Here is a 12,848-nt window from a genome sequence, read left to right on the forward strand (position 1 = left end):
TTGATTTCCTACTGAATTCTGGTGCCGACTGCCGGTTTCGAACTGGCCACCTGATGATTACAAATCAACTGCTCTACCAAATGAGCTAAGTCGGCAAAAACTGCGCGTTGCGAATTATACGCTATTTAATGCGTGTCAGGGTCGGGCGGCCGCCTTTTTTTGGTGGCTCGTCGTCGCCTGGTGTGGCGTTGTCGCGTTGTTCGGGAGAGCTGGTTGGCACGGACGACAGGGTCGGGGCGCTGGCGGTGGGGGCGAGCACTGGCGGCGGGACGTCGGCGGAGGCCGGGCTGTCCGTCGGTTGCGCGTCGGGGTCGTCGTTGCCGAGCACGGGCTCGAAGGCCATGCCCTGGCCGTTTTCGTTGGCGTAGATGGCCATCACGTTGTCGACCGGCACGTAGATTTCGCGCGAGACGCCGCCAAAGCGGGCGTGGAAGCGGATGGCGTCGTTGTCCATCTTCAGGCCGCTGGTGGCGCCGAAGCTGATGTTGAGCACGATTTCGCCCTTTTTCACATATTCCATCGGTACCGTGGTGCGCGAATCGACTTTGACCGCGAGATAAGGCGTGTAGCCGCTGTCGGTGCACCACTCGTAGATGGCGCGCAGCATATAAGGTTTGGTTGAGATTTCAGACATGGTAGGCACTGTGAGGCGGGAGCGCCCCTGTCAATGACAGGGTGGCGCACCGGTAATTCAAAAGACTGGCTGCTGACGCAAGAGATCCCGGCAAGCGCGGCTTGCCGGGAATATCTTTTAACGGCGCATCACTTTCTCAGACGGAGTGAGTGCTTCGATATACGCTGGACGCGAGAAGATGCGTTCGGCATATTTCATCAGCGGTGCGGCCGTCTTCGACAGTTCGATGCCGTAGTGGTCCAGGCGCCACAGCAGCGGCGCGACAGCCACGTCGAGCATCGAGAATTCGTCGCCCAGCATGTACTTGTTTTTCAGGAACAGTGGCGCCAGGGTCGTCAGGCGGTCGCGGATTTCCGCGCGTGCCTTGTCGTGGGCCTTGTCGTTGCTCTTGGCGCGTTCGCTTTCCAGCACGTGCACGTGCACAAACAGTTCTTTTTCGAAATTGAACAGCATCAGGCGCGCGCGGGCACGCATCAGCGGATCGGCCGGCATCAGTTGCGGATGCGGGAAGCGCTCATCGATGTACTCGTTGATGATGTTCGATTCATACAGGATCAGTTCGCGCTCGACCAGGATAGGCACTTGGCCATACGGGTTCATGGTCGAAATGTCTTCCGGTTTGTTGAACAGGTCGACGTCGCGCACTTCGAAGTCCATGCCTTTTTCAAACAGAACCAGGCGGCAGCGTTGCGAAAATGGGCAGGTTGTACCCGAATAGAGAACCATCATTTTTTATAGTTCCTTAGAAACAAAGGGGGTGAAGCCGCGAACGGCTCACCCCAGGTCGCTTGTCCACTCATGCGGACAACGCAGAAACAGGCATAAACCGGCCTATGGCCGGCGCCTCACTTATTTGACTTCCTTCCAGAACGACGCGTTAAGGCGCCATGCCAGCAGAGCAAAGACCGACAGGAACAGCAGCACCCACACGCCCAGGCGCTTGCGTGTTTGCTGTGCCGGTTCGGCCATCCACTCCATGTAGCCGACCAGGTCGGCTACCGCATTGTCATACTCGATCTTGTTCAACGTACCTGGCTTGACCTGCTCGAAGCCGGTAAATTTGTGGATCTTCTTGCCAGCTTCGTGCGGATCATTCTCTTCCACGAACTTGGCAGTCTGGACACCTTGCAATTCCCATAATACATGCGGCATGGCAACATTCGGCACGACCATGTTGTTCCAGCCGGTCGGACGAGTGTCGTCTTTATAGAACGTACGCAGGTAAGTATACAGGTAGTCGCCGCCTGTGCCAGCGGAAGATGATTTCGCGCGCGAAATTACCGACAAATCCGGCGGTACGACGCCAAAGAAGGCCTTGGCGTCCTGCGCTGCCAGGCTTGTCGTCATCAGGTCGCCCACTTTATCACTGGTGAACAACAAGTTCTGCTTGATCTGGTCTTCCGTCAAGCCCAGGTCGCGCAGGCGGTTGTAGCGCATCGACACGGCAGAGTGGCAATTCAAGCAATAGTTGACGAACAATTTGGCGCCATGCTGCAGCGCTGCCATGTTGGTCTGGCGGTCAGGTGCCTTGTCCAGCGGAAAGCCGCCTTCGCTGGCGAGAGCCATGGCGGGCACGAGTGCCAGGATGGCGAGCAGTTTTTTTGCAATCTTCATATGATGTATGTCCTTTGAGCGTGGCGTGAGAGCGGCTTAGTGCGGGTGGAACGTCACACGCGACGGCACGGTCTTGAACTTGCCCATGGCACTCCACCATGGCATCAGCAGGAAGAAGCTGAAGTAAATCAGGGTGCACACTTGCGACACGATGGTCTTGGTATCCGTTGGCGCCTGGGTCCCGAGGTAGCCGAGGATCAGGAATGACAGGCCGAAGATGGCATAGATGTATTTATGCCAGGTCGGACGGTAGCGGATCGATTTCACCGGCGAATGATCTAACCATGGCAGGAACGCCAGGATCACGACGGAGCCGCCGAAGAACACCACGCCCCAGAATTTCGCATCCAGCACCTGCGGCAGCATGCCGATGATGGCGACGATGGCGATGCCGGCGATGACCGACTTGACCATCGTCGACAGGCGCGACTTGAGCCAGATGAACACCACGTAGGCAGCCACGACACCCATCAGCACGTACATGAAGTCGGCCGTGGTGGCGCGCAGCACCGAGTAGAACGGCGTGAAGTACCAGGTTGGCGCGATGTGCAGCGGGGTCTTCAGCGAGTCGCCTGGCAGGAAGTTGTTGTATTCCAGGAAGTAACCGCCCATTTCCGGCGCGAAAAAGACGACGGCGCTGAAAATGACGAGGAAGATCGATACGCCGAACAGGTCATGCACGGTGTAGTAAGGATGCGAAGGAATCGAATCGACCGGGTGGCCATCGGCGCCCAGGTTTTCTTTCACTTCGATGCCGTCCGGATTGCTCGAGCCGACTTCATGCAGGGCGATCAAGTGCGCTGCAACCAAGCCCAGCAGTACCAGCGGGATGGCGATCACGTGGAAGGCGAAGAAGCGGTTCAGGGTCGCGTCGGAGACGACGTAGTCGCCGCGGATCCACAGCGACAGGTCAGGGCCGATCAGCGGGATGGCGCCAAACAGGTTGACGATCACTTGGGCGCCCCAGTACGACATCTGGCCCCATGGCAGCAGGTAGCCGAAGAACGCTTCGGCCATCAGGCACAGGAAGATGGCGAAACCGAACAGCCAGATCAGCTCACGTGGCTTGCGGTACGAGCCGTACAGCAGGCCGCGCGTCATGTGCAGGTAGACGATGATGAAGAAGGCCGAGGCGCCCGTCGAGTGCATGTAGCGCACCAGCCAGCCCCACGGCACTTCGCGCATGATGTACTCGACGGAATTGAAGGCCAGGGCCGCATCCGGTTTGTAGTGCATGGTCAGGAAGATGCCGGTGACGATCTGCAAGACCAGCACCAGCATGGCCAGCGAGCCGAAGATGTACCAGAAATTGAAGTTTTTCGGGGCGTAGTACTTGCCCCATTGGTCGTTCCACAGCTTGGTCAGGGGAAAGCGGTCATCGACCCAGCCCAGCGCTTTTTCGGCGACGGGAGCGTCTGCCGGGAATTTCGTCTCTTTGAAAGCAGCCATGATCAAGCCTCGCCTTTCTCGTCTTTACCTATCAGCAATTTGGTGTCGCTCAGATACATATGACGCGGCACTTGCAGGTTGTCCGGCGCCGGCTTGTTCTTGAACACGCGGCCAGCCATGTCGAAGGTGGAGCCGTGGCAAGGGCACAGGAAGCCGCCTTCCCAGTCATCGGGCAGCGACGGTTGCGGGCCGGGGGCAAATTTCGAGGAAGGGGAGCAGCCCAGGTGGGTGCAGATGCCGACGGCGACGAGAATTTCAGGCTTGATCGAGCGTGCCTCGTTCATGCAGTATTCAGGCGTGAATTCGGCGGGATTGCGTTGGGAATTGGCATCAGCGACTTTGCCGTCGGTCTTTTTCAGGGACGCGATCATTTCCGGCGTGCGCTTCAGGATCCAGACCGGCTTGCCGCGCCATTCGACGGTGCGCATTTCGCCGGGTTGCAAGGTGGTGATGTCTACTTCGACCGGCGCGCCAGCCGCTTTCGCGCGCTCCGACGGCTGGAAGGTGCTTACCAAGGCTCCCGCGGTTGCCAATCCAACTACACTGCCCGCCGCGCACGTGGCGACGAGCAAGCCGCGACGGCCTGAATCGACCTGCTTTTCGTTACTCATGCAAACCCCAATCAGTCAAAATGCGAATCTTTATTATGAGTGGCAGCCGCGAAAAACCCGTCGCCGAAGCTCTATCCCACTGATTGCCGCGATCCGCATCTTTGTACGGTAACGTGGCAACATCCCTGCGGAACTTCGGCCAATGGCGCAGCCCGTGCCAGTTTCTTGTTGATTATCCGGAAGTGAAAAACCCACTTCTGGCAACCGCAAATTATAAGTGAAGCAAACAACGAATAAAACAAAAACGTTGCTTGTACCATAATTTATATACTTTTGCAGGAGGTGGCTAGTTCTTTCGAACTAGATGCGCATGGCTGTGCCGGAATTGGTCCTGCCGGCAACCACAAGTTGGTGTCCCCAGGAATCAATAGTATGATCGGCATGTTTTTATATCTATCCGAAGGAGAAATTCATGGCAATGATGCAAGAATTTAAAGAATTTGCAATGAAGGGTAACGTCGTCGATCTGGCGGTCGGTGTCATTATCGGTGGTGCCTTCGGCAAGATTGTCGATTCGCTGGTGCAAGACGTGATCATGCCGCCCATCGGCCGCATTTTCGGCGGCCTCGATTTCGCCAATTACTACCTGCCCCTGAATGGCCAAGCCACGACCCTGACCCTGGTGGAAGCGAAAAAGGCGGGCGCCGTGCTGGCCTACGGTAACTTCCTGACCATTCTGCTCAATTTCGTCATTCTCGCCTTCATCATCTTCCAGATGGTACGCCTGATGAACAAGGCCCGCCGCAGCGAACCGGTCGCGCCGGCGCCAGCACCGGCCACGCCGGAAGACATCGTGCTGCTGCGTGAAATCCGCGACTCGCTGCAGAAGAACGGACAGAATAGCAACGATCTGGCAAAATAAGTCGTTCCGGCACGGGCCGGCTGACCTGGGCAGAGAACTGTATGCGACGATTCTGGTTATTGTTTGCGCAAACCGTGACGATCGCGTTGGCGCTGTACTTTGTGTACGGCGCGCTGCGCCCGGCCAGCCGGGTACAGCAGTTGGGCTCTCCCGCGAAACCGGTGCCCGTGGTGGAAACGGCGTCGAGCAGCCTGGCGCCCGGCTCCTACCGCGACGCGGCGGCGCGCGCCATGCCCGCCGTCGTCAACATCCTCACCTTGCAAGTCCCCAAGCGCGGCGCCCATCCGCTGGCGCGCGACCCCTTCTTCAAACGTTTCTTCGGCGACCGCGACCCGGACGACGGGGATGACGACGACTTGAAAAACAGCCTCGGCTCCGGCGTCATCGTCAGCCATGAAGGCTATGTGCTGACCAACAACCACGTGGTCGAAGGCGCCGATGAAATCGAAGTGGTGCTCACCGATGGCCGCAAGGCGCCGGCCAAGGTGGTGGGCCTCGATCCGGAAACGGACCTGGCCGTCATCAAGATCGACCTCGACAAGTTGCCCGTCATCGTGCTGGGCCAGTCGGAACTGGCGCGCGTGGGCGACGTGGTGCTGGCCATCGGCAATCCGTTCGGCGTGGGCCAGACGGTGACCATGGGCATCATCTCCGCCCTGGGCCGCAACAACCTGCACATCAACAGCTTTGAAAACTTCATCCAGACGGATGCGGCGATTAACTTCGGCAACTCGGGCGGCGCCCTGGTCGATACGCGCGGCAATCTGATCGGCATCAATACGGCGATTTACTCGCAAAGCGGCGGCTCCGTCGGCATCGGCTTCGCCATTCCCGTCTCGACGGCCAAGACGGTGATGGAAGCCATCATCAAGGATGGCCACGTGGTGCGCGGATGGATCGGCGTGGAAACGCAGGACATCACGCCCGAACTGGCGCAAAGCTTCAACTTGCAGCGCACGAGCGGCGCCATCATCGCCGGCGTGGTGCGCAACGGCCCTGCCGACAAGGCGGGCATCGTGCCCGGCGACATCCTGCTGACGGTACAAGGCAAGCCCGTCGGCGACACGACGGAAATGCTGAATCTGATCGCCCAACTGCCGCCCGGCGAAAAAGCTAAAATGACGGTGCTGCGCAAGAATCGCGAAGCGGCACTCGACGTGATGGTGGGCAAGCGCCCCATCCCGAAAGAGCTTTCCAAATAGTTGCTGATCGGAATTTGACACATGCATGTGCGTGATTTGACCCAATTTTTACGTGAACTGAGCGACAACAACAACCGTCCCTGGTTTGTGATGAACAAGCCCCGCTACGACATCCTGCGCGAGGAATTCCTGGCGCTGGTCACCAGCCTGATCGGAGAGCTGGGCAAGTTCGACCCGGCCGTGAAATACTGCAATCCGAAGAAGGCCATGTTCCGCATCAACCGCGACGTGCGCTTTGCCCATGATAAAAGTCCGTATAAAACGCGTTTTTCGGCCGCCATCGCACCGAACGACATGCGCCGCCCCAGCAAGGCGGGCGGTCCCACGTATTATCTGCAGATCGACGGCCAGGGCAACCTGCTGTTCGGCGCCGGCGAATACATGCCGCCACCAGGCCGCCTGAAGGCACTGCGCGAGCACATGGTCAACGACGCGCCAGGTTTTTCCAAAGTGCTGAAAAATAAGCGCTTGAAGGCCCGCTTCGGCACCATCCAGAACGAGGGCAAGCTGCAGCGCCCGCCAAAGGGGTTTGACGCGGACGCCGAACATATCGAATTCATCAAGCTGAAGAGCTTTTTCGTCTGGACCGAAGTGCCGCTGCCCGTCAACGCCCCCGAGCAACTGCTGCCGACCCTGGCGGAAGGCTTGAAGGATGCGTGGCCGCTGGTCGAGTGGATGCGTGGCGCGAAAGAGCCGGAGGAAGTCGCCGAATAATTGCTGAAGGAGCACATGATGGCATTGGAGCATGCAAGTTCAGGACAGGTGATCGACGTGCTGCGCAGGGACGGCGACGACCTGTCGCAGTTTTCCGCCATTGCGCTGGCCAAGACGGATGAGCTGGAATTGATCCGCATGTGCATGCCCAAAGGCAAGACCATGCCCGAGCATCATGTGCTCGGTGAAATCACCTTGCTGTGCCTGCAAGGGCAGGTGGCGGTGGAAGCGCATGGCGGCGTGCAAGTGCTGGGACCGGGGCAGATGCTGTACCTGCTTGGCGGCCAGGCGCACGCCCTGGAAGCGCGCGAAGACAGTCTGTTGCTGCTGACGATCTTGATGGCCAAGGCGGGGCGCTAGGTTTCGCCTTAGGCCGCCTCGGCGCGCGGATCGCGCGACAGCAACTGCTGCACCATCACGTGCGGCAAATCCCCATCGAACAGTACGCCGGCCACCGCATTGGTGATCGGCATGTCGACGCCCATGCGGCGCGCCAGTTCGCGCACGGCCTTGGCACACGGCACGCCTTCGGCCACATGACCAAGTTCAGCCACGATGGTATCCAGCGCCTTGCCTTGCGCCAAGCCCAGGCCGACTCGGCGGTTGCGCGACAGGTCGCCCGTGCAGGTCAAAATCAAATCGCCCATGCCCGTCAAGCCCATGAACGTTTCCGTCTGGCCACCGAGGGCCGTGCCCAGGCGCGTGATTTCCGCCAGGCCACGCGTGATCAGCGCGGCGCGCGCATTCAGGCCCAGACCCAGGCCGTCGGCCACGCCCGTGGCAATGGCCAGCACGTTCTTGACGGCGCCGCCCACTTCCACGCCTACCAGGTCGTCGCTTGCATACACGCGGATGGTGCCGCCATGCAGGGCCGAGACGACGGCGCCACGCAAGGCCGCGCTGTGCGAAGCGATGGTCAGCGCGCACGGCAAGCCGCGTGCCACTTCCTGCGCGAACGAAGGGCCGGACAGGGCGCCGCCGGGGATGGTGTCACCCAGCACTTCCTGCACGATCTGGTGCGGCAGCATGCCGGTGCCGCCTTCAAACCCTTTGCAGAGCCACACGAGGTTGCCGATGGCTTTGTCTTTCAGCTGATGCAGCATGGGCCGCAAGCCCGCCACGGGGCAGGCGGCGATCAAGAGGCCGTGTTCGCCACTGGCATGCGCGACGGCGGCGTCGAAATCGGCGCTGATGCGCAGTTGCGGCGGTAATGGGAAGCCGGGCAAATAACTGTTTTCGCCGCTGGCGGCCATGGCGGCCATGGCGTCGCCATTGCGGCCCCACAGCAGCACGTCGTGGCGGCCGGCCAGCGCCATGGCCACGGCCGTGCCCCAGGCGCCAGCGCCCAGGAGGGTGATCTTGCGGGCGGCGGGAATACTATCGGGAATGACTTCAGGAGAAACTTGCATGCAACCTCAACGGGGCAGGGGGAACGGACGCGGTGCTTACAGGCCCCACACTTCGCTGGTCTTGACGTAGCCGCTCTGGCCATCCTTGTGGCGCACCTTGACCCAGCCGGAACTCGCTTGCTCGCTCATTTCCAGCAGCACGCCCTTGTCGACGAGGAGGATGGCGGAGGCCGTGTCGTCGGGGCTGGCGCGCACCTTGAGGTTCGCGGCGCGCGCCACGACGTTGCGCTTGGCCGACAGGCCCTTGGCTTCCGTCCAGGCCATTTCGCCGCTGGCGTCGCGTACCTTGACCCATTCGCCGTAGCTGAGCACGACTTCCAGCGGCATGCCGCGTGGCGCCACGTACAGCTTGCCGCCCTTCGAGGATGGCGCGTCGTACAGGATCACGGGGGCTGCGCCCACCGTTTTGAAATCGACGGCGTGACTGGCGGCGGTCGCCAGCAGCAGCACGGCGCCGGCTATCCAGCGGAACTTGCTCAAGAGCGCACTTTTCAACATGATATTTTGAACCTTAACGAAACACGGCGGCCAGGCCGCCGTGTCAGGCCAGCCTTGACGGCTGGCGGGGTCTTGCTTGAAGCTTAGTGCGTCGTCGCGTCGGCTGCCGGGGCAGCTGCAGCGGCGTCAGCAATAGCTTGCAGACGTTGTTGGTAGAACACTTCGAAGTTGATCTCGGCCAGGTGCACTGGCGGGAAGCCGGCACGGGTGATCACGTCGGCGATGTTGGCGCGCAGGTAAGGGTAGATGATGTTCGGGCAGCCGATTCCCAGCAGCGGATCGAGTTGATCGGCAGGAATGTTGCGTGCTTCGAAGATACCAGCTTGCTTGCCTTCAACCAGGAAAGCGACTTTATCGCCGACTTTGGCGGTGACGGTGATGGTCACGGTGGCTTCGAAGATGCCGTCGGCCAGAGGCGCAGCGCCCACGTCCAGAGCGACTTCGATCGCTGGTGCTTCTTGTTCCAGGAAAATAGCTGGGGAATTTGGTTGTTCCAGCGACATGTCTTTCAGGTAGACGCGTTGGATTTGGAAGACTGGTTGCAGGTTTTCGTCAGACATGGAACGCTTTCGTTGTAAAGGACAAGAACGGCACACCGTTCAAATATGGTGCTTGCGGTATGTAAACCGCGCCGGATAGGCGCGGCCAGATCAGGTGCGAGGGCAATTGTATCAAAACAATACGACAAAAAACCAAGCAATTTCTCGAACCAGCTTTATATCAGGCTGCCGTGCCATTTAACAAGGGGTCGAGCTTGCCAGCTTGATCGAGCGCATACAAATCGTCGAATCCGCCCACGTGCGTGTCGCCCACATAGATCTGCGGCACCGTGCGGCGGCCCGTGCGTTCCATCATCTTGATGCGCTCTTCCGGGTCGAGGTCGACGCGGATCTTTTGCACGGCGACGCCCTTCGATTCCAGCAGGCGCTCGGCGCGCACGCAATACGGGCACACGGCGGTGCTATACACAATTACGGGGACAGTCATGATGATTCCTTCCAGTTAAGTGCCGGCTTACTTCGCCAGCGACAAGGTTTTCAATGGCAAACCTTGCTTTTTCCATTCGTCGAGGCCGCCTTCCAGGCTCGTTGCCTCAGCGAAACCAGCTTTGCCCAGCAGGCCGACGGCGGTTGCCGAACGCGAACCTTTCTGGCAAACCACTACAATGGGGCGCGTTTTGAATTTTTCCAGCTCGCCCAGGCGTTTTGACAGTTCCGGCAGCGGAATATTTTTTGCTTCAGGCAAGTGGCCCGTGGCGAATTCTTCCGCACTGCGCACGTCGACGATGACGCTCTTGCCACGGTTGATCAGTTGCGTGACTTCCAGCACGGTCGCGCGCTTGCCGCGCATCGACAGCAGTGGCCAGAGGAGGGCGCCGCCGGAAATAATGACGATGGCAAACAGAAAAATGTGGTCGATAATGAATTTCACGTAGGGTCCAATGGTTTAAGTCAATCCGCGCATTATAAAATAGAAGCTGGACGAGGTCTTTTTACGTTTTGCTTTTTTGATTTGAACCCCTTGAGAAGATAGAACTATGTACAAAATCGTTTTCATGCGTCACGGCGAGTCCACCTGGAACCTCGATAACCGCTTCACCGGCTGGACCGACGTCGATCTGACGGAAAAGGGCGTCAACGAAGCCAAGGCCGCCGGCCAGATCCTCAAGCAGGAAGGTTTTACGTTCGACGTGGCCTACACTTCCGTCCTGAAGCGCGCCATCCGCACCCTGTGGCTGGCGCTCGACGAGATGGACATGATGTATCTGCCGATCAAGAACGACTGGCGCTTGAACGAGCGCCACTATGGCGCCCTGCAAGGCCTGGACAAGGGCGAGACGGCCGCCAAGTATGGCGACGAGCAAGTCCTCGTGTGGCGCCGCAGCTACGACACGCCGCCGCCGCCGCTGGCGGAAGACGATGACCGCGCTTCGTTCAACGATCCGCGCTACGCCGGCTTGCCGAAAGCGTCGATTCCGCTGACCGAATGCCTGAAGGACACCGTGGCGCGCGTGATGCCGGCCTGGGATGAGGAAATCGCCCCGGCCATCCGCGCTGGCAAAAAGATCATCATTTCGGCCCATGGCAACAGCCTGCGCGCGCTGATCAAGATGTTAGATGGCATCAGCGACAGCGACATCGTCGGCCTGAACATTCCGAACGGCCAGCCGCTCGTGTATGAACTGGACGCCGACCTGAAACCGATCCGTCACTACTACCTGGGCGACCCGGCAGCGATCGCGGCAGCGCAAGCAGCCGTGGCGAATCAAGGGAAGGCCAAGTAACTTGTCGTCTTTCTTCCGCGGCACAGCCATCGCCCCCTCTGCTGAACGACCCCTGCCGGCGTGGCGCGCCGGTGCCATGCTGTGCCTGGCGCTGCTGCTTTCCAGCGGCGCCGCGCAGGGCGCCAAGCCCACCGAACGCAGCAAGCAGAAGGCGGCCGCGGAAGCACAACGTGCTGGATTGCAACAAAAGCTGACGGCGCTCAAGCGCGACATCAGCCGCACGGAAAGCGCCAAGGATGACGCGGCCGATACCCTGGCCGAGTCGGAAGAAGCCATTTCCAACGCCAACCGCGCCTTGCGCGACCTGGCGCAGGAACAAAGCGAGACGGGCGTGAAACTCAATGCGCTGGGGCACGAGCACGAGCAATTGACGGCCACCGTCGAGAAACAAAAGACGCAGTTGTCAAAGTTGCTGCGTGAACAATATGTCGCCGGCAACGAAGACCGCATCAAGCTGCTCTTGTCGGGCGACAACCCCAACCGCATCAACCGCGACTTGCAATTGATGGCGTATGTCTCGCAGGCGCAGGCGCGCCTGCTGGAAGCCTTGCGCGCCAACTTGCTGGCCGTGGAGAAAAACCAGGCGGACGTGCAGAACGCCAAGGATGAACTGGAAGAAATTGCGCAGGAAGAGCGCGACCAGAAGGCCCTGCTGGTGCAGGAGAAGGCGCGCCGCGCCGCCTTGCTGACGACCCTGTCGCAGCGCCTGGTGGCGCAGCGCAAGGAAGTGGGCAATGTCGAGCGCGACGAACAGCGCATGGGCAACCTGGTCGACAAGCTGGCCAAACTGATCGAAGAGCAGGCCGCGGCCGCCGCGGCTGAAAAGAAACGCCAGCAATTGCTGGCCGAGCAACGCGCCGCCGCCAAGGCGGCCGCCGACGCCAAGATCGCGGCGGAAAAACGCGAACGCCTGCTCGCCGCGCGCGCCAAGGCGGCCCAGGCGCAGGCCGAACGCGAACGCATTGCGAAAGAGCAACAAAACAAATCGGGCAAGATCAAGCCGCAGACGCCGCCTCCGCCACCCGTGAAACTGGAGCCGATCGACGACGACGAGCCGCCGCAAGTGGCCAAGGTGACACCAAAACCGGAACCGAAGCCGGAACCGGAGCCGGAACGCCCGAGCCTGGGCCCGGCCGCGCCGGCCGGCGCCTTTGCCAGCCTGAAAGGGCAGCTGCGCGCGCCTGTGGCGGGCAAGATCGCCGCCCGCTTCGGCAGCAAGCGTGGTGACGGTCCCAGCTGGAAGGGCGTGTTCATCCGTACGGGCGAAGGAAGCGAAGTCCACGCCATCGCCGGTGGCCGGGTCGTGTTTTCCGACTGGCTGCGCGGTTTCGGCAATTTGATCATCGTCGACCATGGCGGCCAGTACATGAGTATTTATGGCAATAATCAATCCTTGCTGAAACGGGTGGGCGACGCCGTCAAGGGTGGCGATGCCATTGCCAGCGCGGGCAACAGCGGCGGCAACGAGGAATCAGGGCTATACTTTGAATTGCGTCATCAGGGCCGCGCCTTCGATCCCGCCACCTGGGTGAAGTTTTAAGTTCCCACCATTGCTGCGGCAGCGAATTTGT

General features: G+C 60.2%; 16 protein-coding genes and 1 tRNA gene. 6 read left to right on the forward strand and 11 right to left on the reverse strand.

Translation table 11 applies throughout. The annotated features are described in order from the left end of the window. Positions 1-19: 19 nt before the first annotated feature. From JAB6_RS21975 to petA, 6 genes are all read right to left on the reverse strand, one after another. Positions 20-95 (reverse strand) — tRNA-Thr (locus tag JAB6_RS21975). 26 nt (positions 96-121) lie between these two features. Beyond that, a complete protein-coding gene (locus tag JAB6_RS21980; protein WP_046681987.1) occupies positions 122-634 on the reverse strand; it encodes a ClpXP protease specificity-enhancing factor in 513 nt (170 codons plus the stop codon). A gap of 117 nt (positions 635-751) precedes the next feature. Beyond that, positions 752-1,363 carry a glutathione S-transferase N-terminal domain-containing protein gene (locus JAB6_RS21985; protein WP_010394154.1) on the reverse strand — a complete coding sequence of 204 codons (612 nt, stop codon included), beginning with the start codon at positions 1,361-1,363 and terminating at the stop codon, positions 752-754. Between the two features lie 120 nt (positions 1,364-1,483). Beyond that, complete coding sequence (locus JAB6_RS21990) at positions 1,484-2,248, reverse strand: cytochrome c1 (protein ID WP_034753006.1); 765 nt, start codon at positions 2,246-2,248, stop codon at positions 1,484-1,486. Positions 2,249-2,284: 36 nt separating this feature from the next. Beyond that, positions 2,285-3,697, reverse strand: coding sequence for a cytochrome bc complex cytochrome b subunit (locus tag JAB6_RS21995; RefSeq protein WP_070304508.1), 1,413 nt, complete (start codon positions 3,695-3,697; stop codon positions 2,285-2,287). A gap of 2 nt (positions 3,698-3,699) precedes the next feature. Next, positions 3,700-4,308: a ubiquinol-cytochrome c reductase iron-sulfur subunit gene (gene petA / locus JAB6_RS22000; RefSeq protein WP_034753009.1), complete on the reverse strand. Its 609-nt coding sequence runs from the start codon at positions 4,306-4,308 to the stop codon at positions 3,700-3,702. Between the two features lie 412 nt (positions 4,309-4,720). Here petA and mscL point away from each other — a divergent pair, with 412 nt between their 5' ends. Genes mscL through JAB6_RS22020 form a run of 4 tightly spaced genes read left to right on the forward strand, consistent with a single transcriptional unit; the run spans position 4,721 to position 7,446 of the window. Then, a complete protein-coding gene (gene mscL / locus JAB6_RS22005) occupies positions 4,721-5,170 on the forward strand; it encodes a large conductance mechanosensitive channel protein MscL (protein ID WP_046681989.1) in 450 nt (149 codons plus the stop codon). A gap of 41 nt (positions 5,171-5,211) precedes the next feature. Continuing rightward, entirely contained in the window at positions 5,212-6,372 is a 1,161-nt protein-coding gene (locus JAB6_RS22010) for a Do family serine endopeptidase (protein ID WP_072455825.1), read from the forward strand. A gap of 21 nt (positions 6,373-6,393) precedes the next feature. Beyond that, a complete protein-coding gene (locus JAB6_RS22015) occupies positions 6,394-7,086 on the forward strand; it encodes a DUF2461 domain-containing protein (RefSeq protein ID WP_070304509.1) in 693 nt (230 codons plus the stop codon). A gap of 15 nt (positions 7,087-7,101) precedes the next feature. Continuing rightward, the gene (locus JAB6_RS22020; RefSeq protein WP_223278961.1) at positions 7,102-7,446 is read left to right on the forward strand and encodes a hypothetical protein; all 345 of its coding nucleotides are present in this window, start codon (positions 7,102-7,104) and stop codon (positions 7,444-7,446) included. Between the two features lie 8 nt (positions 7,447-7,454). On the opposite strand, the gene JAB6_RS22025 is transcribed toward JAB6_RS22020, so the two are convergent. From JAB6_RS22025 to JAB6_RS22045, 5 genes are all read right to left on the reverse strand, one after another. Continuing rightward, positions 7,455-8,495: an NAD(P)H-dependent glycerol-3-phosphate dehydrogenase gene (locus tag JAB6_RS22025; protein ID WP_070304510.1), complete on the reverse strand. Its 1,041-nt coding sequence runs from the start codon at positions 8,493-8,495 to the stop codon at positions 7,455-7,457. Between the two features lie 36 nt (positions 8,496-8,531). Further along, the gene (locus JAB6_RS22030) at positions 8,532-8,993 is read right to left on the reverse strand and encodes an SH3 domain-containing protein (protein WP_070304511.1); all 462 of its coding nucleotides are present in this window, start codon (positions 8,991-8,993) and stop codon (positions 8,532-8,534) included. Between the two features lie 83 nt (positions 8,994-9,076). Further along, complete coding sequence (secB, locus tag JAB6_RS22035; protein ID WP_034753023.1) at positions 9,077-9,553, reverse strand: protein-export chaperone SecB; 477 nt, start codon at positions 9,551-9,553, stop codon at positions 9,077-9,079. Positions 9,554-9,713: 160 nt separating this feature from the next. Continuing rightward, complete coding sequence (gene grxC / locus JAB6_RS22040) at positions 9,714-9,980, reverse strand: glutaredoxin 3 (protein WP_034753025.1); 267 nt, start codon at positions 9,978-9,980, stop codon at positions 9,714-9,716. Positions 9,981-10,007: 27 nt separating this feature from the next. Further along, positions 10,008-10,424 (reverse strand): rhodanese-like domain-containing protein, encoded by a 417-nt coding sequence (locus JAB6_RS22045; protein ID WP_034753027.1) that lies wholly within the window; start codon positions 10,422-10,424, stop codon positions 10,008-10,010. A 106-nt stretch (positions 10,425-10,530) separates the two neighbouring features. Here JAB6_RS22045 and gpmA point away from each other — a divergent pair, with 106 nt between their 5' ends. Together gpmA and JAB6_RS22055 are read left to right on the forward strand one after the other, a co-directional pair. Beyond that, entirely contained in the window at positions 10,531-11,277 is a 747-nt protein-coding gene (gene gpmA / locus JAB6_RS22050; RefSeq protein WP_034753030.1) for a 2,3-diphosphoglycerate-dependent phosphoglycerate mutase, read from the forward strand. Positions 11,278-11,353: 76 nt separating this feature from the next. Next, positions 11,354-12,817, forward strand: coding sequence for a murein hydrolase activator EnvC (locus tag JAB6_RS22055; RefSeq protein ID WP_034753032.1), 1,464 nt, complete (start codon positions 11,354-11,356; stop codon positions 12,815-12,817). The last annotated feature ends 31 nt before the right edge of the window (positions 12,818-12,848 follow it).

Source organism: Janthinobacterium sp. HH104, assembly GCF_001758715.1.
In the GTDB taxonomy this organism is placed as follows: domain Bacteria; phylum Pseudomonadota; class Gammaproteobacteria; order Burkholderiales; family Burkholderiaceae_D; genus Janthinobacterium; species Janthinobacterium aestuarii.

What these genes read in the sequence shown, in the direction of transcription:
- JAB6_RS21985 (WP_010394154.1), bottom strand. Translation starts at nt 1,363, where the DNA reads ATGATGGTTCTCTATTCGGGTACAACCTGCCCATTTTCGCAACGCTGC.
- secB (WP_034753023.1), bottom strand. Translation starts at nt 9,553, where the DNA reads ATGTCTGACGAAAACCTGCAACCAGTCTTCCAAATCCAACGCGTCTAC.
- JAB6_RS21990 (WP_034753006.1), bottom strand. Translation starts at nt 2,248, where the DNA reads ATGAAGATTGCAAAAAAACTGCTCGCCATCCTGGCACTCGTGCCCGCC.
- mscL (WP_046681989.1), top strand. Translation starts at nt 4,721, where the DNA reads ATGGCAATGATGCAAGAATTTAAAGAATTTGCAATGAAGGGTAACGTC.
- JAB6_RS22030 (WP_070304511.1), bottom strand. Translation starts at nt 8,993, where the DNA reads ATGTTGAAAAGTGCGCTCTTGAGCAAGTTCCGCTGGATAGCCGGCGCC.
- JAB6_RS22010 (WP_072455825.1), top strand. Translation starts at nt 5,212, where the DNA reads ATGCGACGATTCTGGTTATTGTTTGCGCAAACCGTGACGATCGCGTTG.
- grxC (WP_034753025.1), bottom strand. Translation starts at nt 9,980, where the DNA reads ATGACTGTCCCCGTAATTGTGTATAGCACCGCCGTGTGCCCGTATTGC.
- JAB6_RS22025 (WP_070304510.1), bottom strand. Translation starts at nt 8,495, where the DNA reads ATGCAAGTTTCTCCTGAAGTCATTCCCGATAGTATTCCCGCCGCCCGC.
- gpmA (WP_034753030.1), top strand. Translation starts at nt 10,531, where the DNA reads ATGTACAAAATCGTTTTCATGCGTCACGGCGAGTCCACCTGGAACCTC.
- JAB6_RS22020 (WP_223278961.1), top strand. Translation starts at nt 7,102, where the DNA reads ATGATGGCATTGGAGCATGCAAGTTCAGGACAGGTGATCGACGTGCTG.
- petA (WP_034753009.1), bottom strand. Translation starts at nt 4,308, where the DNA reads ATGAGTAACGAAAAGCAGGTCGATTCAGGCCGTCGCGGCTTGCTCGTC.
- JAB6_RS21995 (WP_070304508.1), bottom strand. Translation starts at nt 3,697, where the DNA reads ATGGCTGCTTTCAAAGAGACGAAATTCCCGGCAGACGCTCCCGTCGCC.
- JAB6_RS22015 (WP_070304509.1), top strand. Translation starts at nt 6,394, where the DNA reads ATGCATGTGCGTGATTTGACCCAATTTTTACGTGAACTGAGCGACAAC.
- JAB6_RS22055 (WP_034753032.1), top strand. Translation starts at nt 11,354, where the DNA reads ATGCTGTGCCTGGCGCTGCTGCTTTCCAGCGGCGCCGCGCAGGGCGCC.
- JAB6_RS21980 (WP_046681987.1), bottom strand. Translation starts at nt 634, where the DNA reads ATGTCTGAAATCTCAACCAAACCTTATATGCTGCGCGCCATCTACGAG.